This is a genomic window from Salinicola sp. NYA28a (assembly GCF_976982775.1).
Genome location: NZ_OZ334582.1, coordinates 430,283 through 456,143, shown reverse-complemented (window position 1 = coordinate 456,143; position 25,861 = coordinate 430,283). Strand labels below are relative to the sequence as shown.

Sequence of the window (25,861 nt, the reverse complement as noted above, 5' to 3'; positions counted from 1 at the left end):
CGATCGAAACTGAGGTAGGTCAGCAGGAAAGCCAGATTACAGAAAGAAGCTTCGAGCTTCGAGCTTCGAGCTTCGAGCTTCGAGCTTCGAGCTTCGAGCTTCGTCGCAATGATACGCCGACGATCCCGGCCCGCAGTCAATGCTCGATCTTCTTGAGCAGAAACACCAGCGGCACGCAGAGCAGGTAGATACAGCCCAGCCACAGGAAGATGTCGTTGTAGGCCAGCACCTGAGCCTGGACGCCAAAGCGCTGCCCGAGCAGGGCCACGGCGCTGTGATAAGGGTCGGCAACGTGACCGACCAGCATCGCCTGATAGTTGTCGATCTGCTGCTGGACCGCGATCCGCCCTTCGTTGAGCGCCGGGATCAACTGGTTCCAGTGGTAGTCCACCCGCCAGTCGCGGACGGTGTCGAGCATCGCCAGGCCGACCGCGCCGCCGAGGTTACGCATCACGCTGAAGAGCCCGGCGGCATTGCCCAGCTCCTGCGGTGGCAGCGTGCCCAGGGCGATCCGTGACGCCGGAATGATGCCCATGCCACGCACGACCTGCGGCCAGAAGAACTGCCAGAAGCCGGATTCGCTGGTCAGGTTGTTGTTCATCACCGTCCCGATGCCGATCAGCGTCAGACCGAAGAACAGCAGCACGCGCAGGTCGACCGAGTTGGTCAGCCGCCCCACGATCGGCGCGGTGAAGAACATCGCTACCCCGGTGACGAACATCACCTCGCCGATCTGCAGGCTCGAATAGCCGCGTACGCCACCGAGGAACAGCGGCATCAGGTAGACCAGGCCGTACATCGCGATCCCGACCACGAACACCAGGCCGGTGCCGATCGAGAAGTTGAGATTGCGGAAGGCATGGAGATCCACGATCGGCGAGTGGTAGGTGAACACGCGCCAGAAGAAGCCGACGCAGGAGGCCGCGCAGAGCAGCGTCATCCACACGATCAGCTCGCTTGCGAACCAGTCGTCGCCCGGCCCTTCCTCCAGCACGAACTCGAGGCTGCCGAGAAACAGCGCGATCAGGATCAGGCCGCGGAAATCGAGCCGCTTGGCGACACTCGCATCGCCCTCGTCGATATCCAGGAAACGCCACGCGGCCAGCGTCACGCAGATACCGGGAATGACGTTGGCCAGGAACAGCCAGTGCCAGCTGAAGATCTCGGTGACGTAGCCGCCCACGGTGGGGCCGATCGAGGGCGCCATGGTCACCACCATGCCGATCACGCCCTGGACCGCCCCCATCGCCCGGCGCGGAAACAGCGTGAAGCTGATCGCCTGGGTGATCGGAATCATCGCACCACCCATGAAGCCCTGGATGGCGCGCAGCACGATCAGCTGCTCGATGCTGTTGGCCAGCGCGCAGCCGAGACTGGCCAGCGTGAAGCCGGCGCAGGAGATGACGAAGGCGACGCGGGTGGAGAGCCAGCGCATCAGCACGCCGGATAGCGGGATCATGATGATCTCCGCGACCAGATAGGAGGTCTGGATCCAGGAGATCTCGTCGCTCGAGGCCGAGACGCCGGCCTGGATCTCGTTCAGCGAACTGGCGACGATCTGGATATCCAGGATCGCCATGAACATGCCGAACACCGCCGCGATGAACCCGAAGCGGTAGTGCCAGGAAGGCATCTCCTGCGGGCCGGCCCCTGAGGGTGCTGCGACTTCACTCATCTAGCGGACTCACGGGCGGCCGTTACCGTCGTGCCCGTCTTCCAGACTGGGGCCGGGATCGAAGTAGATCGCCTGACCGTCGACCTCGCGGGTATCCACGGAGGGCACCACCGAAAGGCCGGACTGCAGCCGCCACAGCTGTTCCTCGGGGCCGGTGACGCGAATCTTGACCGGCACGCGCTGGACGATCTTGTTGAAGTTGCCGGTGGCGTTGTCCTGTGGGAGCAGGCTGAACTGGGTGCCGGTGGCTGGCGCGACGCTGTCCACCTTGCCCTTGAACTCGATGTCGGGATAGGCGTCCACTTCCAGCGATACCGGCTGGCCGACCCGCATTCGCTCGATCTGGGTCTCCTTGTAATTGGCGACCACGTAGGCTGTCTGGACGGGCACCAGCTGCATCAGGGTGAGTGAGGGCTGGGCCAGATCACCGGGCTCGACGGTGAGATTGCCGACCACGCCGTCGCGTCTGGCGACGATACGGGTCTTCTCCAGTTGGCTCTGGGCGTAGTCGATATCGGCCTGAGCCGCATCGCGGTTGGCCTTGGCGCTATCGATCGAGGCCTGGTCCGCCGACAGCCGGCGTTTCGCAGACTCGACGCTCGCCTGGCGCGCCGCCAGCGTCGCCTGGGCGACACGCAGCGTGGCCTGATCGTCCTGCAGTTGCTGGCGCGAAGCGTAATTGTTCGCCGCCAGCGACTGCGAGCGCTCGAGATGCTGGCGGGCCTGGGCGACATCGGACTGTGCCGCCGTCACCTGCGCCTGGGCCTCGTCGATGCTGGCCCGGTCGAGTTCCACCTGACGCTCCGCCTGGGTCACGTTGGCAGTGCTGACGGCCAACTGCGCCCGGGATTGCGCCAGCTGACTACGGGTATCGCGGTCGTCGAGCTGGACCAGCAGATCGCCCTGCTTGACGCGCTGGTTATCCTCCACCGCCACCTCGGTCACCCGCGCGCTGATTTCGGCACGCACGGCGACGCTGTCGGTATAGACGTAGGCGTTGTCCGTCTCGATGAAATAGCGGCCGGTCTGCCACCATTGCCACGCAAAGACCAGCGCCACCGCCAGCACGACCAGTACCACCACTGCCGAATAGAGTTTCTTCTTGATCTTCATGCCGGAGACACACGCCAACTCAATGTGTAGTGTAGACGTAACTATTCAGGTCACGCTGCCTGATCCAGGCCGTCCCGACGCATGAATTCGGGCACTTCACCGGCAAACAACTGTTCTAGTGCGGTGTGCGCTGCCAGGCCCTGCTTGACCGCCGTCGAGAGGAAGCTGCGCATCCGGCAGAAGATCTCGGCACCTTCCCAGGAGCGGAAACAGCCTGAAATCTTCTGCTGGACCTTGGTCATCCGCAGGTCACGCTCCCCTTGGTTATTGGTGAAGGGCGCGGCGGGGTCGTCGAGGAAACGCAGCACATCGTCCTCGTACGCCTGGAGACGTTCGAGCAGGTTACGTGCCTTGGTACGTTTGGCACGACCGCGCTTTCCCGGTGGTGGTGGGATCGGTGGCGGACACTCGGTCTCACCCTCTGTCAGGCACTGCCGATAGCGGACTCGCCAGCGTTGCGCCTCTTCGGGCGAGAGCGTGCCACCGGCAGCGTCAACGGCCTGATGCATCTCCAGCAGCAGATCATGCAGCGCCTTGGCCCACTTTTGGTGGTCATTTTCCCAGGCCGCAGTCAATTCACGCAGGTGATGGGCGTTGCAAAGTGCGTGGCGGCAATCCGCGTAGCGGTAGTAAGGCTTCCAGTGATCATGCACCAGCACCCCCTGGACATAGGGCAGGATGCCGATGGCATCCATGGCCTCCTGACCTCGCTTGGCGTGAGGCGCCAAGTAGGTCAGGGCGTCATTCGAGGCACTGTGCAGCCAGTAGCGCTTGCCGCCGACCTGCATCCCGGTCTCGTCGGCATGCACGGTCGCGGCTTGCCTCAGCGCCGGGACCACCCACTCGGCAAACGCCTCGGCCCGCTGGTAGGCCTCCTGGTTGAAGGCGAACAGCGTGCCGGTGCTCAACGACAGGCCACACTGCGAGGTGAGCAGCTCCCGAATGCGCGCATAGGGCAGCAGCTGGTACTGCGAGAGATAGACCGCGTGTGCCTTGAGGCGCGGCCCATACTGGATGGGCCGCGTCACACCCTCGGGGAATGGCGCCACATGGCGCTGCCCCTGGTCATCTTCCACTATCTCGGCCTGGTACTCGGTGACCACGGCCTGGATCACGATGTCTTGCACCTGGCGCGTTTCGATGCCGACCGAGCGATAGGTGCGCCCTTTGGGCAAGGTGCGGCGATCGACGCGCAACGACACGATCTCGTCGGGATCGGTGACCGGCGCCAGCGTCTTGCCTTCGTGACCCGGTTGCCCGCCAGGGCGACGCTCGCCCTTGGCCCGGGAACGGCGTTGGCGGTTGGGGTCTTGTGACGGCGGCTTGCTGCTGTTGCGGCTGCTGGTGGCCAGTCGGTCGGCCATCAGCTTGACCAGCAGCATCAGCACGTCGATGGCAGCACGCAAGGAAGGCGAGACCGTGTGGTCTTCCTTGAGCTGCTGCCGGACCCGTTCCAGGGCCTCGTCGACGTTGATATCGCTGATGGTCATGTCACCGCATAGACGTGCCGAAGGATCAGGCACACTATGCCAAAAAAATCAGGTGGTTGGCGACATGCCATCCGCAGCCACCTGAATAGTTACGTGTAGACTACACTATCTTTTTGAAAACGCCACCGGGCCACCGAAATCGGACCACGCCGGCACGAGGAAGCGCCATGTCATCGCCAGCCCCCAAAGACTCCCCACCGACGACCGAGCGCGGCCGCCAGCGTCGGGATGCCCTGCTCGACGCAGCGCAACGGCTGTTTCTCGAGCGTGGCTATGGTCAGGTCAGCGTCAACGACATCGTCGCCCAGGCTGGCGGCTCCCTGTCCACCCTCTATCGTCACTTCGGCAACAAGGAAGGGCTGTTTCAGGCGATGATCGAACGCCGTTCGCATCATATCTACGACACCTTGACCGCCCAAGGCGTCGACGACCTCCCCGTCGAGGCCGCGCTGCAACGCCTCGGGATCGACCTGCTGGTCAAGGTGATGGACGAGGAAACCCTGGGGATCTACCGCGAGGTCGTGGCCGAGAGCCCGCGCCAGCCACAGCTGGCCCGACTGTTCTTCGATGGCGGCCCCGGTCGCGTGCGACACGCCCTGGCGAACTACTTCGAGCGCCGGGTGCAAAGGCAGTTCATGCCGGCCTGCGATACCATCGAGCTCGCCGGCATCTTCCTCGGCATGCTGCTGGGCGAATGGCACCTCATCCGCGTGCTGCAACTGAAATCGCCGCCCTCCCGGGCGGCGATGGAGAAGCGCGTCGAGCGCTGTGTGGACCTGTTTCTGCGCGGCGCGATGGCGGATCGAGCGGAGTAGCCGCCGCACCACGCTCTACCAGGACATCATCGGACGCCGTCAGGACGCGATCAGATCGGCGATCTTGATCGGCATGTCACGGATACGCTTGCCGGTGGCGTGGTAGACAGCGTTCGAGATCGCCGCCGCCATGCCGGTAATCCCGATCTCGCCGACCCCTCGGGCGCCGAATTCATTGAAATTGAAGTCGGGGTTATCCAGCAGCTCGACTTCAATGTCGGGAATGTCGGCATGGACCGGCACGATGTAATCGGCGTAGTTGTTGTTGTAGATGTTGCCCGCCGGGTCGTACTCGGTTTCCTCGAACATTCCCATCCCCATGCCCATCACGATCGAGCCTTCGACTTGGTTCCTGGCGGTCAATGGGTTGATCGCCCGACCGATGTCGATCGTGCTGACCACGCGAGAGACCCGTAGGCGGGAGATGCCCGGATCCCAACGTATTTCGACGAAGTGGGCGCCGAACGAGCGAAACGAGAACTTGTCCTGCTCGTCACCCGGCGCCGCGCTGGCCTCACCTTCCGCCATGCCGCGCTGCAATTTGTCGAGCAGCTCGGCGAAGGAGAGCGTCTGGCTGCCGTCGCTGAGCACGCCGTTCTCGAACGTGAGCGCATCGGCTTCCTTGCCCTCGAAAGGCGCGCCGTCGGCGATCGCGAGCTGCTTGAGCTGTTCGATCGCGTCGCGGGTCGCTCCGGCGACCGCCGGCAGCGTGGTGGCGGTCGCCATCGAACCGCCGGAGAGCGGCCCGGCCGGCAGCGTCGAGTCGCCCAGCTTGACCTCGATGCGCTCGAGCGGCACGCCGGTCAGTTCGCTGGCGGTCTGGGCGACGATGGTATAGGTGCCGGTGCCGATATCCTGGGTGCCGCAGGCGACTTGCACTTTGCCGTCGGCGCGCAGTTCGACCCGAGCCTTGCAGTGGCTGCGCATCGCCTCCCAGGTGGCATCCGCCATGCCCCAGCCGATGATCTCGTGACCATCGCGCATCGAGCCGATCTGCGGATTGCGTTTCTCCCAGCCGAAGCGCCGCGAGGCGTCGTCCCAGCATTCGCGCAGATGGTTGCCGGACCACGGCAGATCGGCGGAGGGATCGCGCTCGGCGAAGTTCCTGCGGCGCAGCTCCAGCGGGTCCATGCCGAGTTCGATCGCCATTTCGTCCATGGCGATCTCCAGCGCCACGCTGCCCGACACTTCGCCCGGCGCGCGCATCGAGGTCGGCGTGCCGTGATTGACCTGGACCCGGCGCTGCGACACCGAGACGTTGTCGCAGGCGTAGACCCGTGGCGTGCCACTGCCGACCGACTCGGTATAGGCATCGACGAACGAGGTCTCGTTCTGGCTGTCGTGGCGGATCGACAATAGTTTGCCGTCGCGGTCGGCGGCCATGCGGATGCGCTGGCGCGAGGCCGGGCGGTTGCCGGCGTTGCAAAAGTTCTGCTGGCGCGACAGCACCGTCTTGACCGGCCGACCGACCATCCTCGCGGCCACGGCGGTGATCACCGCATGGGGCCACATGAACAGCTTGCTACCGAAGCCGGAGCCGATGTAATGGGCGATGACGGTGACCTTCTCCGGCGGAATCCCGAAGATCTGCGCCATGGCGTTGCGCTGGAACACCACGCCTTGCGTGGATTCGTAGACGGTCAGCCGGTCTCCGTCCCAATAGGCGATGGAGGCGTGCATCTCCATCGCCACGTGGGTCTCCATGGCGATGGTGTAGGTGTGGTCGAACTTGACCGGCGCCGACTCGAAGGCGCCTTCCGGATCGCCCCGCGATACCGCTTCGTCGCCGGCCTCCTCGCCTTCGTCATCGGTCTGGAACAGCCCCGGCACCGCCGTTTCTTCCTCGTAGCGCGCGGTGACCAGCCGTGCGGCGGCACGCGCATGCTCGAAGGTGTCGGCGATCACCATGGCGATGTACTGGCCTTCATAGTGAATGCCGTCGTCTTCGAACGGCAGACGCGCTTCGCCGACCTTGTTCTGCTCCGCCATGGTGTTCGGCGAGTGGAACAGGCGGCCTTCGGAGCCGCAGGCCGGGTTGTTGTCGGAATGCTGCAGCGTGGGGAAGTTGCCACGATGGACGATCTCGATCACGCCCGGCGACTGGCGCGCCGCCTCGAGATCGAGCCCCACGAGCCGACCGCGGGCAATGGTGCTCGGCACCGGATAGCCATAGACCTGACCGAGCAGATTGTGATCGGCGGCGTAATCCGCCTTGCCGGTCAGCTTGAGTTCACCGTCGATGCGGGTCGTGCGGTGACCAATGATTGATTCCGTCATCGTTGCATCTCCTTAGCTCTGTGCGGTCACCGTCGCGAGAGCGCGGACGATCGCCTGCTTCGCCAGTGGAATCTTGAACGCGTTGTCGCGATGCGCCACGGCGCCGGCCATGGCCGCCTCGGCCGCTTTCTGGAACGTTTCCTCCGTCGCGGGCTGGCCGCTGAGCGCCGCTTCCGCCTCATGAGAGCGCCACGGTTTGGTGCCGACACCGCCCAGCGCGATGCGCGCTTCACGGATGGCATCGCCGTCCATGGCCACCACGGCGGCACAGGAAGCCAGCGCGAACTCGTAGGACATCCGGTCGCGCAGTTTGAGATAGTGGCCCCTGGCGCCGTCGATCGGGGCGTCGAGGGTAACGTGGGTAATCAGCTCGCCATCGTTCAGATCGTGCTCGCGCTCCGGCGTATCGCCCGGCAGCAGGTGGTAATCCTCAAAGGGAATGTCACGAGTGCCGCCCGGCCCCTCGACGGTCAGGGTCGCGCCCAATGCCTGCATGCCCACGCACATGTCGGAGGGGTGGACGGCAATGCAGTGATCGCTCGTCCCCAGCACTGCATGGTTGCGGTTGATGCCTTCCAGCGCGCCACAGCCGGAGCCGGGTTCGCGCTTGTTGCACGGCCGCGCCGGGTTGCGGAAGTACGGGCAGCGGGTGCGCTGCATGACATTGCCCGCCGTGGTAGCCACGTTGCGCAGCTGGGTCGAGGCGCCGGACAGCAGCGCCTCGGACAGTACCGGATAGTCAGCGAGGACACGCTCGTGGTAGGCCAGGTCGGTATTGGTCACCAGCGCGCCGATCTTGAGCCGGCCGTCGTCGAGTGATTCGATGTCGGTCAGCGGCAGCCGGTTGACGTCGACCAGACGCTGCGGGCGCATGATGTCGAGCTTCACCATGTCGATCAGGTTGGTGCCACCGGCGATGAAATCGGCGCTGTGGTCGTTGCCATGCAGAGCGGTCGCCTCGGCGACATCCCCGGCGCGCTGATAGGAAAAATTGCGCATGCTGAACGCCTCCTCAGACCTTTTCACGCGCGGACTGGACCGCACTCAGAATGTTCTTGTAAGCGCCACAGCGGCAGATGTTGCCGCTCATCGCTTCCTTGACCGAGGCATCATCGCTGCCGATGCGCTCGTCATTGAGCATCGACACGGTCGACATCATCTGCCCCGCGGTGCAGTAGCCGCACTGGTAGGCGTCGTGCTCGAGGAAGGCTTCCTGCACCGGATGGAGCTGGCCGTCGCGGGCGAGCCCTTCGACGGTGGTGATCTCGCAGCCTTCATGCATGACCGCGAGCGTCAGGCAGGAGTTGGCCGAGTGACCGTCGATCAGCACGGTGCAGGCGCCGCACTGGCCGTGATCGCAGCCCTTCTTGGTGCCGGTCAGGTCGAGGCGTTCGCGCAGGGCGTCGAGCAGCACCACGTTGGGCTCGACCTCCAGGGTGACGGGCTCGCCATTGATCGTCAGGCTGACCGTCACGGTATTGCTGGATCGCGAAGCGTCGGGTTGCAAAGCGTCATCGGGGGAATGCACGGAATCGTCCATCATGCCGGCTCCTCATCGGGGGTCGAAGACCGCGGCACCTCAGCGCGTCACTGCGCTGCGCCACGGTTCGTTGTCTTGAACAGTCACCTCGAGTGGAAGACTCGAGTTGATCGGGGCCACGGGCCCGAGCCCTGCTGGAACGGCTCGAGCCAGGCCGGAACACCGCAGACGAATACCGACCGCGTTTCGGTCGGCGAACAGGCCTTTTCGTCACGGGATATCAGGCGGCGTGATGCTGTCAGGACATTGAAGCCGCCTTGCCAACACAGCATAGACACCACATCCGGATCCCGCTCGACGCCCGGCCAAGAAATTTTCGGGCTGCGCCGACGTGATCGCATCGATGATAATGTCCCGCGTAAACTGGCCCGCAAGATCGCTCTGACCAAGGTCATGCTGCCGACGACGTGCTCTGATCAGCGATCAGAGCACGTCGCACCATCGACCCACGGGCCTGCGCCAGCCGCTCACTGACTGAATAGATTTTGGGAGAACTGCATGATCCGCTCCGTCGTTCCACGCACGGCAAAGCTACGACGCACCCTGGCGACCACGCTGGCCGCCCTGGCCATCAGCACCCCTGCCCTGGCACAGGAGCCGGCCCCCGAGGTGCCGGGACTCATCGTCGCCAGGAGCGACGCCAGCGTTCACGACACGGCCACGCGATTCGCCGAGCAGGCCCGCACCAGCGGCATGACCGTGTTCGCCCGTGTCGACCATCGCCAGAGCGCGATGTCCCGCAGCATGGCGTTGCTGCCCAACGAAGTGATCGTCTTCGGTGACCCCAAGACCGCCACGCCGCTGATGCAGTGCGCGCCCACCGCCGGCATCGACCTGCCGATGAAGGCTCTGGTCTGGCAGGACGACGAAGGCCAGACCTGGCTCGGCTACAACGACCCCGCGTGGATCGCCGAACGTCACGGCGCCGCCGACTGCCCCGCCATCGGACCGCTGCAGCAGGCGATGCAGAAGCTCGTCGAAGCGACGTTGCAGCAGTAGTAGCATCAAACCCGTAAAAGCGAGATCGAAAAAACCGCCGCCCTCCGGTTTGGCATTTCCGGAGGGCGGCGGCTTTCGCTGGGCCACAGAACCCTCAAGCGTTCCGCGTCTTACTCACGTTACGCACTCTGCGTCTATCGACTATGCACTCCGTGCCTGGGGCACGTCGTCCATCAGCTTGTCGAGGGTGATCGGCAGTTCGCGGATACGCTTGCCGGTGGCGTGATGGACCGCGTTGGCGATGGCGGCCGCGAGGCCGGTAACGCCGATCTCGCCGATACCGCGGGCACCGTACTCGTTGAACGCCAGGTCCGGATAGTCGAGCAGGATCACGTCGATTTCCGGCTGGTCGGCATGCACCGGCACCACGTATTCGGCATAGTCGTTGTTGACCGGCCGGGCGTTGCGCTCGTCGTACTCGGTGGCCTCGAACAGTCCCATGCCGATGCCCATCACCACGGCGCCTTCGACCTGGTTGCGCGCGGTGGTTTCGTTGATCACGCGGCCGACGTCGATCGCGCTGACCACCCGCGCCACGCGCAGATGCGAGATGCCCGGATCCCAACGTACCTCGACGAAATGGGCGCCGAAGGAGCGATAGGAGTATTTCGAGTCGGCAGCCTCGGTATGCGCTTCTCCGTCGGCGCTGCCGTAGCGGCCCGCCTCGAGGATCTCGGCGAAGCTCACCTGCCTGCCGTCGGCATTGCGCAGGCCGCCGTTCGCGACCTCCAGCTCTTCGCCGGACACCCCGGCAAAGGCGCCGTTGCTGCCGGTGGCGTAGCGTTTCATCTCGTCCAGCGCGTTGCGCGCCGCCCCGGCGATGGCCGGCAGCGTAGTCGCCGTCGCCCAGGAGCCGCCGGAGACCGGCCCGTCCGGATAGGAGGAGTCGCCCAGCTTGACGGTAATGCGATCGATCGGAATGCCGGTCACGTCGCTGACCGTCTGGGCGACGATGGTGTAGGTGCCGGTACCGATGTCCTGAGTGGCGCAGGAGGCGAACGCCGTGCCGTCGGCGCGAATCGAGACGCGCGCGTCGCAGTCCATCTTCAGCGCTTCCCAGTTGCACGCCGCCATGCCGTAGCCGACGATCTCGCGACCCTCGCGCATGCTGCCGATCTGCGGGTTGCGATCGGCCCAGCCGAAGCGTTCGGCAGCCTGGTTCGTCGCTTCGACGATATGGTTGCTCGAGAAATCCAGATCCTTGCTCTCGTCGCGTTCGGCGTAGTTGTCGAGCCGGAACTGAACCGGATCGACACCGGCAGCGTCGGCCATCTCGTCGATGGCGGATTCGAGCGCGAACAGCCCCGGCGCGGCGCCCGGCGCCCGCATCGAGGTCGGCGTGCCGCGATTCACCTGGGTGGTCTCGTGGCTCACCGTCAGATTGGGGCAGCTGTAGAGGCTCTTGGTCACGCTGCCGCAGGTCTCGACATACTGGTCGGTAAAGGACGTGGTGTTGATCGACTCATGCCGCAGCGAAACCAGCTTGCCATTGTCGTCCGTCGCCAGCCGCAGACGCTGGCGTGTTTCCGGCCGGTGGCCGGTGGTGGTGAACATCTGCTGGCGCGGCACGACGAGCTGCACCGGACGCCCCAGCTCGCGGGACGCCGCCGCCGTGGCGATGGCGTGCGGCCAGGTCCACAGCTTGCTGCCGAAGCCGGAGCCGATGTAGGGCGCATGCACGGTGATCCGCTCCGGCGGCATGGCAAAAATCTTGGAGAGCGCCCCTTTCGCCACGACCACGCCCTGAGAGGCGTCGAAAATCGTCAGATCGCCGTTGTCCCACCACGCCGTGGAGGCGTGCATCTCCATCGGGTTGTGAGTCTCCACCGGTGTCCGGTAGGTCACGTCGATGGTGGTCGCTGCGCTATCGAACGCCGATGCCGCATCGCCACGCTCATGGTTGCCGCTGCCCGCCCGGGTACCGTTGGCCTCGAGACCCTGCTCGAGATTGGCCACGGCCTTGTCGGCCGAGTAGGTCACCTTGACCCGGCGCGCTGCCGCCCGCGCGTTCTCGAAAGTGTCCGCAACCACCAAGGCCACGAACTGGCCTTCGTAGTAGACACGTTCGTCTTCGAACGGCAGCCGGGTTTCCTCGACCTTGTTGCCCTGGGCCAGGCTCGACGGCGTATGGTAGAGCGTCGGGAAGTGGCCGTGGTGGAAGATGTCGATGACGCCCGGCATGTTGCGGGCTTCGTCGACACTCAGCTGTGAAACCTTGCCGCTGGCGACGGTGCTGAAGACGCCGTAGCCGTAGGCCAGGTTGGGCGGCAGGTTGTCGGCGGCATAGTTGGCGCGGCCGGAGAGCTTGTCCGGGCCGTCGATACGCGGCACGCCCGCGCCGATGATGCTTTGCTGTTTGTCGCTCATGGTCGATTCTCCTCGCGGGCGATCAGGCGGTGGTCAGGTCGGTCAAGTCGACCAAGTTGCGCACGATGGCCTGTTGGCCGAGCGGGATCTTGTAGCCGTTGTGGGCGTAGGCGATGGCGTTCTGGAAGGCCAGCCTGGCGGCATCGGCAAAGACGGCTTCGCTCGCGGCCTTGCCCTTGAGTGCCGCTTCCACTTCCGGCGCGCGCCACGGCTTGGTGCCGACGCCGCCCATCGCGACACGGGCCTCGCGGATGGTGTTGCCATCCATCCGCACGATCACCGCGCTGGAGGCGAGCGCGAACTGGTAGGACTGTCTATCGCGCAGCTTGAGGTAGCCCGAGCGGCTGCCCTCGAGGGGCGCATCGAGAACGACGTGGGTGATCAGCTCGCCCGGTTCCAGAGCGTGCTCCCGTGCCGGCGTGTCGCCAGGCAGCAGGTGGAAGTCGGCGAAGTCGATCTCACGGCTACCTTCCGGCCCCTGGACGACCACGGTGGCGCCGATCGCGATCATGGCGACGCACATGTCCGAGGGGTGCGTGGCGATACAGCTGTCACTGGTGCCGAGTACCGCATGAACGGTGCGATTGACGCCGCCGATGGCGGCACAGCCGCTGCCGGGTTCACGCTTGTTGCAGTCGGAAACGCCGTCGCGGAAATAGGGGCAGCGCACCCGCTGCATCACGTTGCCGCCAGTCGTCGCCTTGTTGCGCAACTGGGTCGAAGCGCCCGCCAGCAGTGCCTGGGATAGCACGGCATAGTTCTCGACCACGCGCTTGTCCCGCGCCAGTGCGGTATTGGTCACCATCGCGCCAATACGAAGGCGGCCATCGTCGAGACGCTCGATCTCATCGAGGGCGACGCCGTTGATGTCGACCACCTTGTGCGGCTGCATGATATCCAGCTTGACCAAATCCAGCAGCGTAGTGCCTCCGGCCAGATAAGCGGCGCCGCCGGCCAGGGACGAGACGGCGCGGTCGCTGCCGTGGGCGGCGATAGCCTGTTGCGAGCTCTCGGCGCGGGCGTATTCGAAATGTCTCATGATGCTTTCTCCTCGGTTCTGATGCGAAAGCTAGGCGAGCGAGGTTCAGACAAGGCAAAAATCGGCGAAAAAGCGCAGTTTACGAGGTTGTAAATGAGCATTTTGAGACGATTTTTAACGCCGCATGAACGAGCGCAGCCAGTTTTCGCGCAGAACCTAAACTGAGCCGCGGGCGGACTGAATGGCCGCAACGATGTTCTTGTAGGCGCCGCAGCGGCAGATGTTGCCGCTCATCGCCTCGCGCACGTCGGCATCGCTGGTGCCGATGTCATCATCCTGCAGGATCGCCACGGCACTCATCATCTGCCCTGCGGTGCAGTAGCCGCACTGATAGGCATCGTGTTCGAGAAACGCCTGCTGAACCGGATGCTGCCGGCCGTTCTTCTCGAGCCCTTCGACGGTCGTGATCTCGTCGCCGTCGTGAGTGACCGCGAGGCTCAGACACGAGTTGATCGCGGTGCCGTTGACCAGGATCGTGCAGGCGCCGCATTGGCCGTGGTCGCAGCCCTTCTTGGTCCCGGTGAGCCCGAGGCCGTGACGCAGCGCGTCGAGCAGGATCACGTTGGGTGCCACGTCCAGCTGCTGGCGCTGACCGTTGACGGTCAGCGTGATGCGCTGTTTACCCTTCGCGGGCGGCGCGTCGGTCTGCGTGCCGGGCTCGTCCGGCGAACCGGCGTAGCTCACCTGGGAAAGCGCCGGTGCTGCTGCCACTGCCAGGCCGGAAATGCCCGCGGTCTGCAGGAAACGGCGGCGACCGGGGGAGTTTGGCCGTACCGAGCTGCTCTCGGGATCGTAGATGTCTACGCCCGCACTCGAACGCGGGTTGTCGTCCATGGAATCATCCTCATCAGTTTCCGCCCATCGTTATCATGCCTGTCGTTATCATCGTTGCTATCGGCATGTCGGGCTCGCCTCGGCGCAGTCGAGGCGGCGAAGCGGCCAGCGAGAGCTCGCCAGCCAGGAAGTCAGCTAACCCCGCCGTGTCAGGCGGCGGAGGCTTATTCAACTTAGGAGAGCCCCCGGGGCGATGCAAAGCCTGGCGGTGGATTCAGGAGTATCCCGCGGCGATCGCGGAGGATTGGGCATGAGATCGGCGTTCAGCTTTCGTCCACGGCCGCCAGTGCCACCCGCAAGTGTTCCAGCAGCACCTCCCCCGCCGGCGGCAGGCTGCGATCGGCAGCGACACAGAGCGCCAACTGAGCGTGCAGCCGTCTGTCGCTCAGCGAGCGGAAGACCAGCTCGCCCTGAGCCAGTTCGCGCGCGACATCCAGCCGGTTGAGAAAGGCGATGCCGAGCCCGGCCCGCACCAACGACTTGATCGTCAGAATGCGATTGCAGGAGGCCACCGGCGCCAGAGCGTAGGGCGAGTTGGCCAGCAGCTTTTCCAGCGTCGACCCGCGGAACATCTCTCCGCTCGGCGCGACCAGCCGATGGGCGCGGCAGTCGCGCAACTTGACCGTCGCCTGCTCGGCCAGCGGATGCGATGGCGCGACGACGACGCCGAATTCGAGATTCACGCGCTGGACGAAGCGAACCTTGCGGGTCGGCGGCGGGTTGATGCAGATCCCGATGTCGGCATCGCCGATCTGCACCTGCTCCAGAATCGACTCGGTCATGCCGGTCTCGAGCACCAGCCGCAGAGCGCGAAAGCGCTGGCTGAAGGATTCCAGCAGCGTCGGAAGCAGCTGGTCGGTGAGCGACTCCACCGTCGCCAGGCGAATCTCGGCGGTTCCGGCGCCCCGGATATTGCCCAGGGTTTCCAGCAGGTGGCGTTCGTCGCGCTGCCATTGGCGAATCTGATAGAGCATCAACTCCCCGGCGGCGGACAGGCGCAGCCCCCGCGGCAACCGTTCGAACAGCGGCACGCCCAGTTCGGCCTCCAGCTTGAGAATCTGGCGGTTCACCGCGGAAGCCGCCACGTGCAGCCGCTCGGCAGCCTTGCGCAGGGAACCCTGCCGGGCCACCTCTTCGAAATAGCGGAGCGATGTCTGTAGCAGCTGCATAGGAATGTTCACCGTCGTCCAAATGGTTACTGTTGCCGAAAAAAGAACGGTATGCACGAAAATCAATGATGGAATCGTACAGCCAAATCTCGTTAGCTTACGAGCACCGCAAAGGCCCGCACCGAAGCAAAGCCGGCCAATACCGGGTGCGAGCCGAGTCGTTCCAGACGGCGAACGAGCGCGCAAGCGGGACCCCACTGCCAATAACAATCGGAAGCCCGTCATGAATGCCAAGACCGACAGCGATTCCAGTATCGACAGCGACGCCACGTTCGACGACGCCGGGCGCGGCGGCGATTCCCGGTCCCGGGCGGCCGGCGTGGACCCCGTCGACGAACGCCTTTCGCCGGGCGCCCTGCTGCTTTATGGCCTTCAGCATCTGCTGGTCATGGCAGCGGCGCCGATCACCGCCGTGTTTCTGATCAGCCAGGCGCTGGATTTCTCGACCGAAACCGCCACGGCCCTGATGAGCGCGACCTTCCTCGCCTGCGGTGTCGGCACTCTGCTGCAAACCTTCGGCCCGTTGGGTATCGGTGCCCGGCTGCCCTTCGTCCAGGTACCGGGCGGCGCGCCGATCGTGATCTTTCTCACCATCGCCCAGACCACCGATATCCAGACGGCAGTCGGCGCGGTGATCCTGACCGCCCTCTGCTATTTTCTCGTCCTGCCTTTCTTCACCCGGCTGCTGCGCTTCTTCCCGCCGATCGTCATCGGCACCATGCTGCTGCTGGTCGCGGTCAATCTGATCCGGATTTTCGGCGGCCTGATCATCGGCAAGCCGGGAAGCGAAGGGTACGCCGCGCCGCTGCAGATCCTGCTGGCACTGGTCACGATGGGCAGCATCGTGCTGTTCGCCCGCCTGCTCTCCGGTGCCTGGCAGCGTATCGCGGTCATGCTGGGGCTGGTCGTGGGCGTGCTCGTCGCGGCGGTCGCCGGCGAGATGCACTTCACGCCGATCATGGAGGGGCCGCTGATCGCCCTGCCGACGCTGTTTCCCTTCGGCATGCCGCATTTCGATCTGTTCGCCTCGCTGCCGCTGATCATCTTCAGCGTGATCGCCATGACCGAAGCCACGGGGCAGACCCTGGCCACCGCCGATATCGTCGGCAAGCGCGGCGATGCCCGGCTGCTGGTGCCGCGCAATATCCGTGCCGATGCGGTGGGCTCGTTGCTGGGCGGCTGTCTGGGCACGTCGCTGATCATCACGAGCGGGGAGAACATCGGCATCGTCAGGACGACTGGCGTCCGCTCACGCTATGTCACCGCCGTAACCGGCACGCTGCTGATACTGCTGGCGCTGTTTGCCCCGCTGGGGCGGCTGGCGGCGACCCTGCCCAATGCCGTCGTGGCCGGCACCGCCGTCATCGTGTTCGCCGTGATCGGCGTCATGGGCGTCAACCTGCTGCGCCGGGTCGACTTCGATCGCCAGGGCAATCTCTTCACCCTGGCGGCAGGGCTCGCGATGGGCCTGCTGCCGATCCTGGTGCCCGACTTCTACAGTGCCTTTCCCGCTTCGCTCCAGATCGTGCTGGGCAACGGCCTGGCGATGGGCACCGTGACGGCCGTTCTGGTGAATCTGCTCTTTCACCACACCGGAGCCATCGAGCCATCTCGTGAGCGCTGAATGGAAACCTTCATGACCCAATACGCAGACCACGCCCTTTCGTCTTCAACCCTTTCACCCTCAGCCCTGGCCGCCGATACGCTGCTGCTGCTCCCCGAGAAACTGCTCATGGCTGGCGAAGTCTCGAGCGACAAAGGCGTGCTCGTCGTCGACGGTCGTTTCGCCGAGATCGACCAGGCCGCCGCCCTGGTATCCCGCCATCCGACGCTGGAAGCGATTCCCCTGCCGGGCAAGCTCCTGATGCCGGGGTTCATCGACACCCATCACCACCTGACCCAGTCGCTGGGCAAGTCGCTGGTGTTCGGCGAGCCTTCGGAGATATTCAAGCGCGTCTGGGTGCCGCTGGAAGGCAGCCTGGACGAACGCGCGCTTCACCTCTCCGCCAAACTGGCCGCCCTGGAGGCGTTGCGCGGCGGATTCACCACCGCCGTCGATGCCGGAACGCGGGCCACGGTGGCGCTGGACGGCATTGCCACCGCGGCTCAACAGACCGGACTTCGCTGTGTCCTCGGCGCGATCTGCAACGATCGCGGGCAGGAATCCGAAGCCGCCGCGATTCTGCACCGGGCCGAACGCCATCTGGCGCGCTGGGAACACGACCCGCTGATTACCCCGTCGCTGGCGATCTCGATCCCCGAAGCCGCCAGCGACACGATGCTGCACGACGTGGCCCAACTGTGCCGGGAAAGCGGTCGAATTTTTCAGACCCACATCAACGAACACCTACAAGCCGTCGAGCGGTCGCTGGTCAGTCGCGGCGAGCGGCCCCTCGAGCATCTCGACGCAGTAGACGCCCTGGGGCCGCAAACGCTGATCGCCCACGCCACCCTGGTCACGCCTTACGAACTCAACCGGCTGAAAGACACCGGCACGGCGGTCGCCTTCAACCCGGTCGCCAGCAGCTGGAAAGGTAACGCCGTGGCGCCGGCACTGCAGATGGCCGCCCTCGGCATCCGCTTTGGCCTGGGCACGGACGGCACGCGCAGCGATGCCTTCCGGCTCATGGATGCCGCCGAGACCAGCCAGCGGCTGACCGGCGGTATCGCCCACGGCGACAGCTCCTGCGGCGGCGGCTGGCTCTGGCTCGATAGCGCGACCCACCGGGCCGCCGATGCCGTCGGCCTTGGCAACCTTATTGGCGATATCGCACCGGGCCTGGCGGCCGACTTCCTGCTGGTGGATCTCGAGGTGCCGGAACTGACCCCGTCCTGGGATCTGCCGTGGGAGCTGGTGCGCTACGGCAATCGCGATCAGATCGAGGCGGTATTCACGCAAGGGCGACTCAGGCTGTGGAAAGGATGGCCGGTCGACTGGGACGCCAGGGCCATGCTGCGGGAGATCGACGAGATCGCCGACGGTGCCGTTGCCCGCGCGCCGATCCAGCGCATTCATCCTGTCGCGAGCGAACACCGGTCCCGGTTCGGGCCTCGGTAACCATGAGCGATATCGCACTCTATCTGGTGCTGGCGCTGGCAACGGCGCTGGCGGCCTTCGTTCAGGGCGCCATCGGCATCGGATTCGCGCTGATCGTCGCCCCGATACTCGGATTGAGTCACCCGGAGCTGATGCCCACCGCGCTGCTGATGCTGATGCTGCCGCTCAACCTGTTCGTCTCCCTGCGGGAACGGCGGTCGATCGACTGGCGCGGCGTCGGGTGGATCACGCTGGGGCGCCTGCCGGGCACGCTGGCGGGGCTCGGTGTCCTGCTCGTCATGAGCCGTGGCGGACTCAATCTCCTGATCGGGCTCTCGACCGTCGTCGCCGTGCTCGCCGCCTGGTGGGCGCCGGCTTTCTCGCCCCGACGCGGCAGCTGCATGACCGTGGGCACCATCACCGGCGTGACCGAGACTGCCACCGGTGTGGGCGGTCCACCGCTGGCACTGCTCTATCAGCACCGGCCGGGCCCGGAGTTGCGAGCCACCATCGCGGCCTGCTTTCTGCTCGGCGAACTCATCTCGCTTCTGAGCCTGGCGGTGGCCGGCCGGCTCGAAATGGTTCAGTGGCTATGGGCGCTGGCGCTGCTGCCGCCACTACTGCTCGGAAGCGTCACCAGCCGCCTGCTGCATCGGCGACTCGACGCCTCCCGGCTGAGACAGGGCGTGCTGCTTTTCGCACTGATTTCCGGCTTGGTACTGATGATCCCGTTTTGAGAGCAAGCGCCCGGGTGCGGGACTCTCTCCCCCGGCCGTCCCGGAGTGCGTAAACTGGCCTTTCCCTCGAGCCTGCCGTATGTTTTCCGCCACATACCGAGACCGTCCCAAGGAAGCATGACATGATCGATTCACGGAAGAAGCTCGCCTGGCAGCTGGCGCTCGCCGCGAGCAGCGTCGCCGTCAGCTCGGCTGCCCTCGCCGCCCAGCCCGAATGGGAAGGCACCGTGGGCGCCGGGGCGATCTACAGCCCGGACTATCTGGGCAGCGACGACTACGAATGGAACGCTTGGCCGTCACTGGATGCCACTTACGGCGACACGTTCTTCGTCAGCGTGACCGACGGCGTCGGCTGGAACGTGATCAAGCAGGATAACTGGCGGGTCGCGCCGTTCATCGGCTACACCTTCGGCCGCGACGATACCGGCGACATCGACGATCTGGATCAGGTCGACGGCGGCGCCACCGCCGGGCTGCGCGTCAGCTATCTCGATGACGCCTGGCGCTACAGCGCCGCCGCGGAGACACCCTTCAGCGGCGACATCGACGGCTATCGCGTCAGGTTCAAGGCAACTCACATCACCAAGCTCGGCGAGCGGGCGGTCTTTACCATCGGACCACGCTTCGGCTATACCAGCGCGGACTGGACCGATGACCTGTTCGGCGTCTCGAATCGCGAGAGCGCGCGCTCCGGCATTGACGCCTACGATCCGTCGAATGGCTATTTCACGGTCGGCGGCGAAGCTTCGCTCAGCTACTACCTCACGCGGCAGTGGTCGGTGACCGGCCTGGTCGGCGTCTCGCGCCTGACCGGCGATGCCGCGGACAGCTCGATCGTCGACGATATCGGCGATGCGACGCAGTGGCGGGCGGGGCTTTCATCAACTACCATTTTTAAGCTCTGTCTGAAAAATCGACGAGCGATGGCCAGACAAGGCAAAAATCGGCGAAAAAGCGGAGTTTACAGGGAAGTAAATGAGCCTTTTGAGCCGATTTTTAACGCAGTATGGGCGAGCGCAGGCATTTTTCAGACAAAGCGTAAGTCGTAGAGACATAAATTTTAGAGACTTAAATCTTAGAGACATAGAAGCGCCCGCCTCGGTGTCAGCCGGGGCGGGCGTTTTCGTTTTTCATCGGAATGAACTTAGCGACGTTTAAGTTCGGCCCCGAACGCTAGCATCCGATCCAGCGGCACCAGCGCTTGGCGTGCGATCTCGGGGTCGACGTGAATCTCCTGGCCGCAACCGTTGGCGTCTTCCAGCACCGCCAGCGTGTTCTCGAGGCCGTTCATCGCCATCCACGGGCAGTTGGCGCAGCTGCGACACGTCGCGCCGTTGCCCGCCGTGGGCGCTGCCATGAAGGTCTTGCCAGGCATCAACTGCTGCATCTTGTAGAAGATGCCGCGGTCGGTGGCGACGATGAAGCTGGGGTTATCGAGCTTCTGCGCTGCCGCGATCAACTGCGAGGTGGAGCCGACCACGTCGGCGATCTCCACCACCGAGGCCGGGGACTCCGGATGGACGAGCACCGCGGCTTCCGGATGCAGCGCCTTGAGATCGAGAAGCCCCTTGGCCTTGAACTCGTCATGGACGATGCATTCGCCCTCCCAGCAGAGCAAGTCGGCCCCGGTACGCTCGCGGACGTAATTGCCCAGATGGCGATCCGGTGCCCACAGGATCTTTTCGCCCTGCCGATCGAGATGGTCGATCAGCTCGACCGCGATCGACGAGGTTACGACCCAGTCGGCGCGCGCCTTCACCGCCGCCGAGGTGTTGGCGTAGACCACCACGGTGCGATCCGGATGCTGATCGCAGAAGGCAGAGAAGACATCGGCCGGGCAGCCGATATCCAGCGAGCAGGTCGCCTCCAGCGTCGGCATGAATACCCGCTTTTCGGGGCTCAGGATCTTGGCGGTCTCGCCCATGAAGCGCACGCCGGCGACGATCAGCGTCGTCGCCGGGTGATCCTTGCCGAAGCGCGCCATCTCCAGCGAGTCGGCCACGCAGCCGCCGGTGGCTTCCGCCAGCGCCTGGATCTCGGGATCGGTGTAGTAGTGCGCAACCAATACCGCATTACGGGCCTTCAACTGCGCCGCGATGCGTTCCCGATAGTGCGCCCTGGCGCTCTCGTCGAGCGTCGGCTGGGCATGACCCGCCAAGTGCTCGCGAACCCGATCCCGTTCCAGCTCCGCCATCGCTTCGTCTCCGTCAGTCCTGCAGCCACTCAGTGTGGAACGTCCCTTCCCGATCGACGCGCTTGTAAGTGTGCGCGCCGAAGAAGTCGCGCTGTGCCTGGATCAGGTTGGCCGGCAGTTTCTCGCTGCGATAGCTGTCGTAGTAGGCGATCGCCGACGAGAACGTCGGCACCGGGATGCCGTTCTGGACGGCGTGGGCGATCACGTCCCGAAGCGCCGATTGATAGTTGCCGGCGATCTCGCCGAAGTACGGCGCCATCAGCAGGTTCTTGAGCCCGGGGTCTTCCTTGTAGGCGTCGGTGATCTTCTGCAGGAAGCGGGCACGGATGATGCAGCCGGCACGGAACAGCTTGGCGACTTCACCGTAGTCGAGGTTCCAGTCGTAGTGCTCGGAAGCGGCGCGCATCTGCGCGAAACCCTGAGCGTAGGAGGCGATCTTGCTGAAGAACAGCGCCTTGCGCACTTTCTCGATGAACTCGGCCTTGTCACCTTCGAGCGGGGTCTCCTTGGGGCCGGTGAGCACCTTGGAGGCGGCGACACGCTCGTCTTTCAGCGCAGAAATGAAACGCGCGAACACCGATTCGGTGATCAGCGGCAGCGGCACGCCGAGATCCATCGCGCTCTTGCTGGTCCACTTGCCGGTGCCCTTCTGGCCCGCGGAGTCGAGGATGATATCGACCACGTCCTGGTCGCTCTGGTCATCCTTCTTGGTGAAGATCCTGGCGGTGATATCGATCAGGTAGCTGTCGAGCTCGCCCTGGTTCCATTCGCTGAAGATCTCGGCCAGCTCGGCGTTCGACAGCCCCAGCGAGCCCTTGAGAATCGAATAGGCTTCGGCGATCAACTGCATGTCGCCGTACTCGATGCCGTTGTGGACCATCTTGACGTAGTGGCCGGCGCCGTCCGGGCCGACATAGGCCACGCAGGGTTCGCCGTCGTCGGCACGGGCGGCGATCTTCTCGAGGATCGGCGCGACCATGTCGTAGGCTTCCTTCTGGCCGCCCGGCATGATCGACGGGCCTTTCAGCGCGCCTTCCTCGCCACCGGAGACACCGGTGCCGATGAAGTTGAAGCCCGCTTCGGAGAGCTCCTTGTTGCGGCGGATGGTGTCCTCGAACGGCGTGTTGCCGCCATCGATCAGGATGTCGCCCTTGTCCAGATACGGCTTGAGCGACTCGATCGTCTTGTCGGTGGCATCGCCCGCCTTGACCATCAGCAGAATGCGACGCGGCGTTTCCAGCGATGCGACGAACTCCTCGACGCTGTAGAACGGCACCAGTTTGCGGCCAGGGTTCTCCTGCATCACTTCGTCGGTCTTCTCCCGCGAGCGGTTGAAGATTGACACCGTGTAGTCGCGACTTTCGATGTTGAGGGCGAGATTGCGGCCCATGACGGCCATGCCGACGACACCGATTTGCTGTTTGGCCATTAACTTGTGCTCCTTGCGAAAAAGGCCGCCGCGCCAGGCTGTGTCCAGTCTTCGAGAGAAACGAGCGTGCTCGGAACGCTTCGACACAGCCTGACACGGCGATTCATGATGACAGTAGTGTAAAACAGAGAGGCGAATCCGCCGAATCGCCATTCCCTATTCGCTCCCTCATGCCGCGTCAATGACAGAATAGCGACGAGCGCAGACACCGCAGGATCGAGCTGAAAAGTCGGCGAGCGAAGCTCAAACAAGGCAAAAAATGGCGAAAGCGGACCGGGCTGGCGCACCAGTTTACAGGGTGTAAATGAGGAGCTTGAGCCATTTTTTAACGCCGTGTGAGCGAGCGCAGCCAGTTTTCAGCCGAGCCTAGTGGGCTTCGTCCCAATTGGCCCCGCTATTGGCCTCGACGATCAGCGGCACGTTGAGCCTGGCGGCGTTTTCCATCCGCTGGCGGATCGCGACGAGGAAGGCGTCGACCTGGCTCTCCTTGACCTCGAACACCAGTTCGTCGTGAACCTGCATCACCATCCAGGCATCGAACTCCGCCTCGCCCTGGGCCGGGTTGAGCCAGTGGTGCACGTCGATCATCGCCAGCTTGATGATATCCGCCGCGGTGCCCTGCATCGGCGCGTTGATCGCGGTACGTTCGGCGGCCTGACGGCGGGCGTGATTCTGCGCCTTGATCTCCGGCAGATAGAGCCGGCGGCCGAACACGGTCTCGACGAAGCCGTCTTCGCCGGCTTGGGCGCGAATGTTGTCCATGAACCGGGCAACGCCCGGATAACGGTCGAAGTAGCGATCGATGTAGACCTTGGCCTGCTTGGCTTCGATGCGCAGCTGCCGTGAGAGCCCCCAGGCGCTCATGCCGTAGATCAGCCCGAAGTTGATCGCCTTGGCGCTGCGGCGCTGGTCCGAGGTGACCTTGTCGAGCGCCACGCCGAAGACCTCCGCCGCGGTGGCGGCGTGAATGTCGCGGTCGTTGGCGAAGGCATCGAGCAGGCCCTTGTCGTCGGACAGGTGCGCCATGATCCGCAGCTCGATCTGCGAGTAGTCCGCCGCGACGATCCGATAGCCCTCGCGGGCGATGAAGGCCTGGCGAATCTTGCGACCCTCTTCGGTGCGGATCGGGATGTTCTGCAGGTTCGGGTCGGATGACGAGAGCCGCCCGGTCGCGGTCACCGCCTGGTGATAGCTGGTGTGCAGCCGTCCGGTGGCCGGGTTGACCAGGCGCGGCAGCTTGTCGGTGTAGGTCGACTTGAGCTTGGTCATGCCGCGGTGAGCCATGATCAGCTTGGGCAGCGGATAGTCCAGCGCCAGCTCCTCGAGCACCGCTTCCGCCGTGCTCGGTGCGCCCTTGGGCGTCTTCTTGATCACCGGGATCTTCTGCTCCTCGAACAGAATCTCCGCCAGCTGCTTGGGCGAGCCGAGATTGAACTCCTTGCCGGCGAGCTCGAACGCCTCGGTCTCGAGCTCGCGGATGCGCCCTTCCAGCTCCTGGCTCTGGGCGTGCAGGCGCGTGGCGTCCAGCGCCACGCCCTGACGCTCGATATGCGACAGCACCGGGATCAGCGGCCGTTCCAGGGTATCGAGCACCTCGGCCAGCCGTCCGGCTTCCTCCACCTTCGGCCGCAATACCTGGTGCAGACGCAGGGTGATGTCGACATCCTCGCAGGCGTAGGGCACCGCTTCTTCGAGGGCGATCTGGTTGAAGGTGAGCTGCTTGACGCCCTTGCCGGCGATCTCCTCGAAGCTGATGGTCTTCTCGCCGAGATACTTGAGCGCCAGCGAATCCATGTCGTGGCGCGTCGCCGTGGAGTTCAGCACGTAGGATTCGAGCATGGTGTCGTTCAGCGCGCCGGCCACCCGGATCTGGTAGCGCGCCAGCACCGAGATATCGTACTTGAGGTTCTGGCCGATCTTGCCGATCCTGGGGTCTTCCAGCAGCGGCTTGAGCGCGGCCAGCACGGCGGCCCGGTCGAGCTGCGCCGGGGCGTCGAGATAGTCGTGGCCGACCGGGATATAGGCCGCCTCGCCGGGTTCCAGCGACAGGCCGATGCCGACGATATCGGCTTCCATGTAGTTGAGGCTCGTCGTCTCGAGATCGAAGCAGAACGCTTCGCTGGCGTTCAGCCGCTCGAGCCAGGCATCGAACTCCTCCTGCGTCAGCAGCGTCTGGTCGTGGCGCGCCGGCTTGGTCAGCGTCACGTCCTCGTCGATTTCGGACCGGCCGGCTTCGCCCGCGCCGACGTCATCCACGCCTTCGTCCTTGCCCTCGAGCAGCTCGGTCAGCCAGTTCTTGAACTCGAGCCGCTGATAGAGCGCCTTCAGGGCCTCGCGATCGGGCTCGGCCAGATGCAGGTCCTCGAGCCCCACCGGCAGCTCGCAGTCGGTCTTGATCGTCGCCAACTCATAGGAGAGATACGCCTGTTCGCGGTTGGCCTCGAGCTTCTTGGGCATCGTCTTGGCGCCACGGAAGCTCAAGGTCGTCACGCGGTCGAGATCGGCGTAGATCGCGTCTAGACCGCCCCCCATGCCCTGCAGCAGACCCAGCGCCGTCTTCTCGCCCACGCCGGGTACGCCGGGGATGTTGTCGACCTTGTCGCCCATCAACGCCAGATAATCGATGATCAACGATGGCGGAATGCCGAACTTGGCCTCGACGCCGGCGACGTCCAGCGTCTCGCCCTTCATGGTGTTGACCAGGGTGATGTGCTGGTTGACCAGTTGGGCCATGTCCTTGTCGCCAGTGGAGATCACCGCATCGCGGCCGGACTCGGTGGCCAGCCGCGCCAGCGTGCCGATCACGTCGTCCGCCTCGACGCCTTCGATGCACAAAAGCGGCAGACCGAGCGCGCGCACGCAGTCGTGCAACGGCTCCACCTGCGGGCGCAGGTCGTCCGGCATCGGCGGCCGGTGCGCCTTGTACTCGGCGAAGATCTCGTCGCGGAAGGTCTTGCCCTTGGCGTCGAACACCACCGCCATGGGGCTGTCCGGATACTGCTTGATCAGGCTCTTGAGCATCGCGAGCACCCCGCGCACGGCGCCGGTCGGCTGACCATCGGAGGTGGAGAGCGGCGGCAGCGCGTGGAAGGCGCGATAGAGGTAGGACGATCCGTCGACGAGGACGATGGGGGCATCTGCCATGA

19 protein-coding genes are annotated in these 25,861 nt (G+C 64.7%); 6 read left to right on the top strand and 13 right to left on the bottom strand.

Features of this window, described 5'->3' with window-relative positions:
• Positions 1–136 precede the first annotated feature (136 nt).
• Genes ACWHY3_RS02175 through tnpC form a run of 3 tightly spaced genes read right to left on the bottom strand, consistent with a single transcriptional unit; the run spans position 137 to position 4,278 of the window.
• Positions 137–1,675 carry a DHA2 family efflux MFS transporter permease subunit gene (locus tag ACWHY3_RS02175; protein ID WP_448127475.1) on the bottom strand — a complete coding sequence of 513 codons (1,539 nt, stop codon included), beginning with the start codon at positions 1,673–1,675 and terminating at the stop codon, positions 137–139.
• Between the two features lie 9 nt (positions 1,676–1,684).
• Positions 1,685–2,788, bottom strand: a complete 1,104-nt coding sequence (locus ACWHY3_RS02170; protein WP_303856775.1) for an HlyD family secretion protein — start codon at positions 2,786–2,788, stop codon at positions 1,685–1,687.
• Positions 2,789–2,838: 50 nt separating this feature from the next.
• Complete coding sequence (tnpC, locus tag ACWHY3_RS02165) at positions 2,839–4,278, bottom strand: IS66 family transposase (RefSeq protein WP_448127474.1); 1,440 nt, start codon at positions 4,276–4,278, stop codon at positions 2,839–2,841.
• Between the two features lie 167 nt (positions 4,279–4,445).
• Between tnpC and ACWHY3_RS02160 the strand changes: the two genes are divergently transcribed.
• Positions 4,446–5,093, top strand: a complete 648-nt coding sequence (locus tag ACWHY3_RS02160) for a TetR/AcrR family transcriptional regulator (protein WP_448127473.1) — start codon at positions 4,446–4,448, stop codon at positions 5,091–5,093.
• Positions 5,094–5,132: 39 nt separating this feature from the next.
• Here ACWHY3_RS02160 and ACWHY3_RS02155 read toward each other — a convergent pair whose 3' ends face one another.
• Genes ACWHY3_RS02155 through ACWHY3_RS02145 form a run of 3 tightly spaced genes read right to left on the bottom strand, consistent with a single transcriptional unit; the run spans position 5,133 to position 8,913 of the window.
• Positions 5,133–7,370: a xanthine dehydrogenase family protein molybdopterin-binding subunit gene (locus ACWHY3_RS02155; protein ID WP_448127472.1), complete on the bottom strand. Its 2,238-nt coding sequence runs from the start codon at positions 7,368–7,370 to the stop codon at positions 5,133–5,135.
• 12 nt (positions 7,371–7,382) lie between these two features.
• Positions 7,383–8,369: an FAD binding domain-containing protein gene (locus ACWHY3_RS02150; protein ID WP_332779104.1), complete on the bottom strand. Its 987-nt coding sequence runs from the start codon at positions 8,367–8,369 to the stop codon at positions 7,383–7,385.
• A 13-nt stretch (positions 8,370–8,382) separates the two neighbouring features.
• Complete coding sequence (locus tag ACWHY3_RS02145) at positions 8,383–8,913, bottom strand: (2Fe-2S)-binding protein (RefSeq protein ID WP_448127471.1); 531 nt, start codon at positions 8,911–8,913, stop codon at positions 8,383–8,385.
• A 495-nt stretch (positions 8,914–9,408) separates the two neighbouring features.
• Between ACWHY3_RS02145 and ACWHY3_RS02140 the strand changes: the two genes are divergently transcribed.
• Positions 9,409–9,909, top strand: a complete 501-nt coding sequence (locus tag ACWHY3_RS02140) for a DUF302 domain-containing protein (RefSeq protein ID WP_218776999.1) — start codon at positions 9,409–9,411, stop codon at positions 9,907–9,909.
• Between the two features lie 141 nt (positions 9,910–10,050).
• On the opposite strand, the gene ACWHY3_RS02135 is transcribed toward ACWHY3_RS02140, so the two are convergent.
• The 4 genes from ACWHY3_RS02135 to ACWHY3_RS02120 all read right to left on the bottom strand — a co-directional run bounded on the left by ACWHY3_RS02135 (position 10,051) and on the right by ACWHY3_RS02120 (position 15,318).
• Positions 10,051–12,276: a xanthine dehydrogenase family protein molybdopterin-binding subunit gene (locus tag ACWHY3_RS02135; RefSeq protein WP_448127470.1), complete on the bottom strand. Its 2,226-nt coding sequence runs from the start codon at positions 12,274–12,276 to the stop codon at positions 10,051–10,053.
• A gap of 22 nt (positions 12,277–12,298) precedes the next feature.
• Positions 12,299–13,315 (bottom strand): FAD binding domain-containing protein, encoded by a 1,017-nt coding sequence (locus tag ACWHY3_RS02130; protein ID WP_332779108.1) that lies wholly within the window; start codon positions 13,313–13,315, stop codon positions 12,299–12,301.
• A gap of 156 nt (positions 13,316–13,471) precedes the next feature.
• The gene (locus ACWHY3_RS02125; protein ID WP_448127469.1) at positions 13,472–14,149 is read right to left on the bottom strand and encodes a (2Fe-2S)-binding protein; all 678 of its coding nucleotides are present in this window, start codon (positions 14,147–14,149) and stop codon (positions 13,472–13,474) included.
• Between the two features lie 263 nt (positions 14,150–14,412).
• Positions 14,413–15,318, bottom strand: a complete 906-nt coding sequence (locus ACWHY3_RS02120) for a LysR family transcriptional regulator (RefSeq protein WP_448127468.1) — start codon at positions 15,316–15,318, stop codon at positions 14,413–14,415.
• Between the two features lie 223 nt (positions 15,319–15,541).
• Here ACWHY3_RS02120 and ACWHY3_RS02115 point away from each other — a divergent pair, with 223 nt between their 5' ends.
• From ACWHY3_RS02115 to ACWHY3_RS02100, 4 genes are all read left to right on the top strand, one after another.
• Positions 15,542–16,942: a uracil-xanthine permease family protein gene (locus tag ACWHY3_RS02115; protein ID WP_303855602.1), complete on the top strand. Its 1,401-nt coding sequence runs from the start codon at positions 15,542–15,544 to the stop codon at positions 16,940–16,942.
• 12 nt (positions 16,943–16,954) lie between these two features.
• Positions 16,955–18,376, top strand: a complete 1,422-nt coding sequence (locus ACWHY3_RS02110) for an amidohydrolase family protein (RefSeq protein ID WP_448127467.1) — start codon at positions 16,955–16,957, stop codon at positions 18,374–18,376.
• Positions 18,377–18,378: 2 nt separating this feature from the next.
• Positions 18,379–19,092 carry a sulfite exporter TauE/SafE family protein gene (locus tag ACWHY3_RS02105; protein ID WP_303855598.1) on the top strand — a complete coding sequence of 238 codons (714 nt, stop codon included), beginning with the start codon at positions 18,379–18,381 and terminating at the stop codon, positions 19,090–19,092.
• 227 nt (positions 19,093–19,319) lie between these two features.
• The gene (locus ACWHY3_RS02100) at positions 19,320–20,141 is read left to right on the top strand and encodes a MipA/OmpV family protein (RefSeq protein ID WP_256961223.1); all 822 of its coding nucleotides are present in this window, start codon (positions 19,320–19,322) and stop codon (positions 20,139–20,141) included.
• 95 nt (positions 20,142–20,236) lie between these two features.
• On the opposite strand, the gene nadA is transcribed toward ACWHY3_RS02100, so the two are convergent.
• The 3 genes from nadA to polA form a co-directional block, all read right to left on the bottom strand.
• On the bottom strand, positions 20,237–21,286 hold the full coding sequence (gene nadA, locus ACWHY3_RS02095) for a quinolinate synthase NadA (protein ID WP_087719158.1): 1,050 nt from the start codon (positions 21,284–21,286) through the stop codon (positions 20,237–20,239).
• 13 nt (positions 21,287–21,299) lie between these two features.
• Complete coding sequence (gene gndA, locus ACWHY3_RS02090) at positions 21,300–22,715, bottom strand: NADP-dependent phosphogluconate dehydrogenase (protein WP_303855594.1); 1,416 nt, start codon at positions 22,713–22,715, stop codon at positions 21,300–21,302.
• A gap of 366 nt (positions 22,716–23,081) precedes the next feature.
• Positions 23,082–25,859, bottom strand: coding sequence for a DNA polymerase I (gene polA / locus ACWHY3_RS02085; RefSeq protein ID WP_448127466.1), 2,778 nt, complete (start codon positions 25,857–25,859; stop codon positions 23,082–23,084).
• Positions 25,860–25,861: the final 2 nt, after the last annotated feature.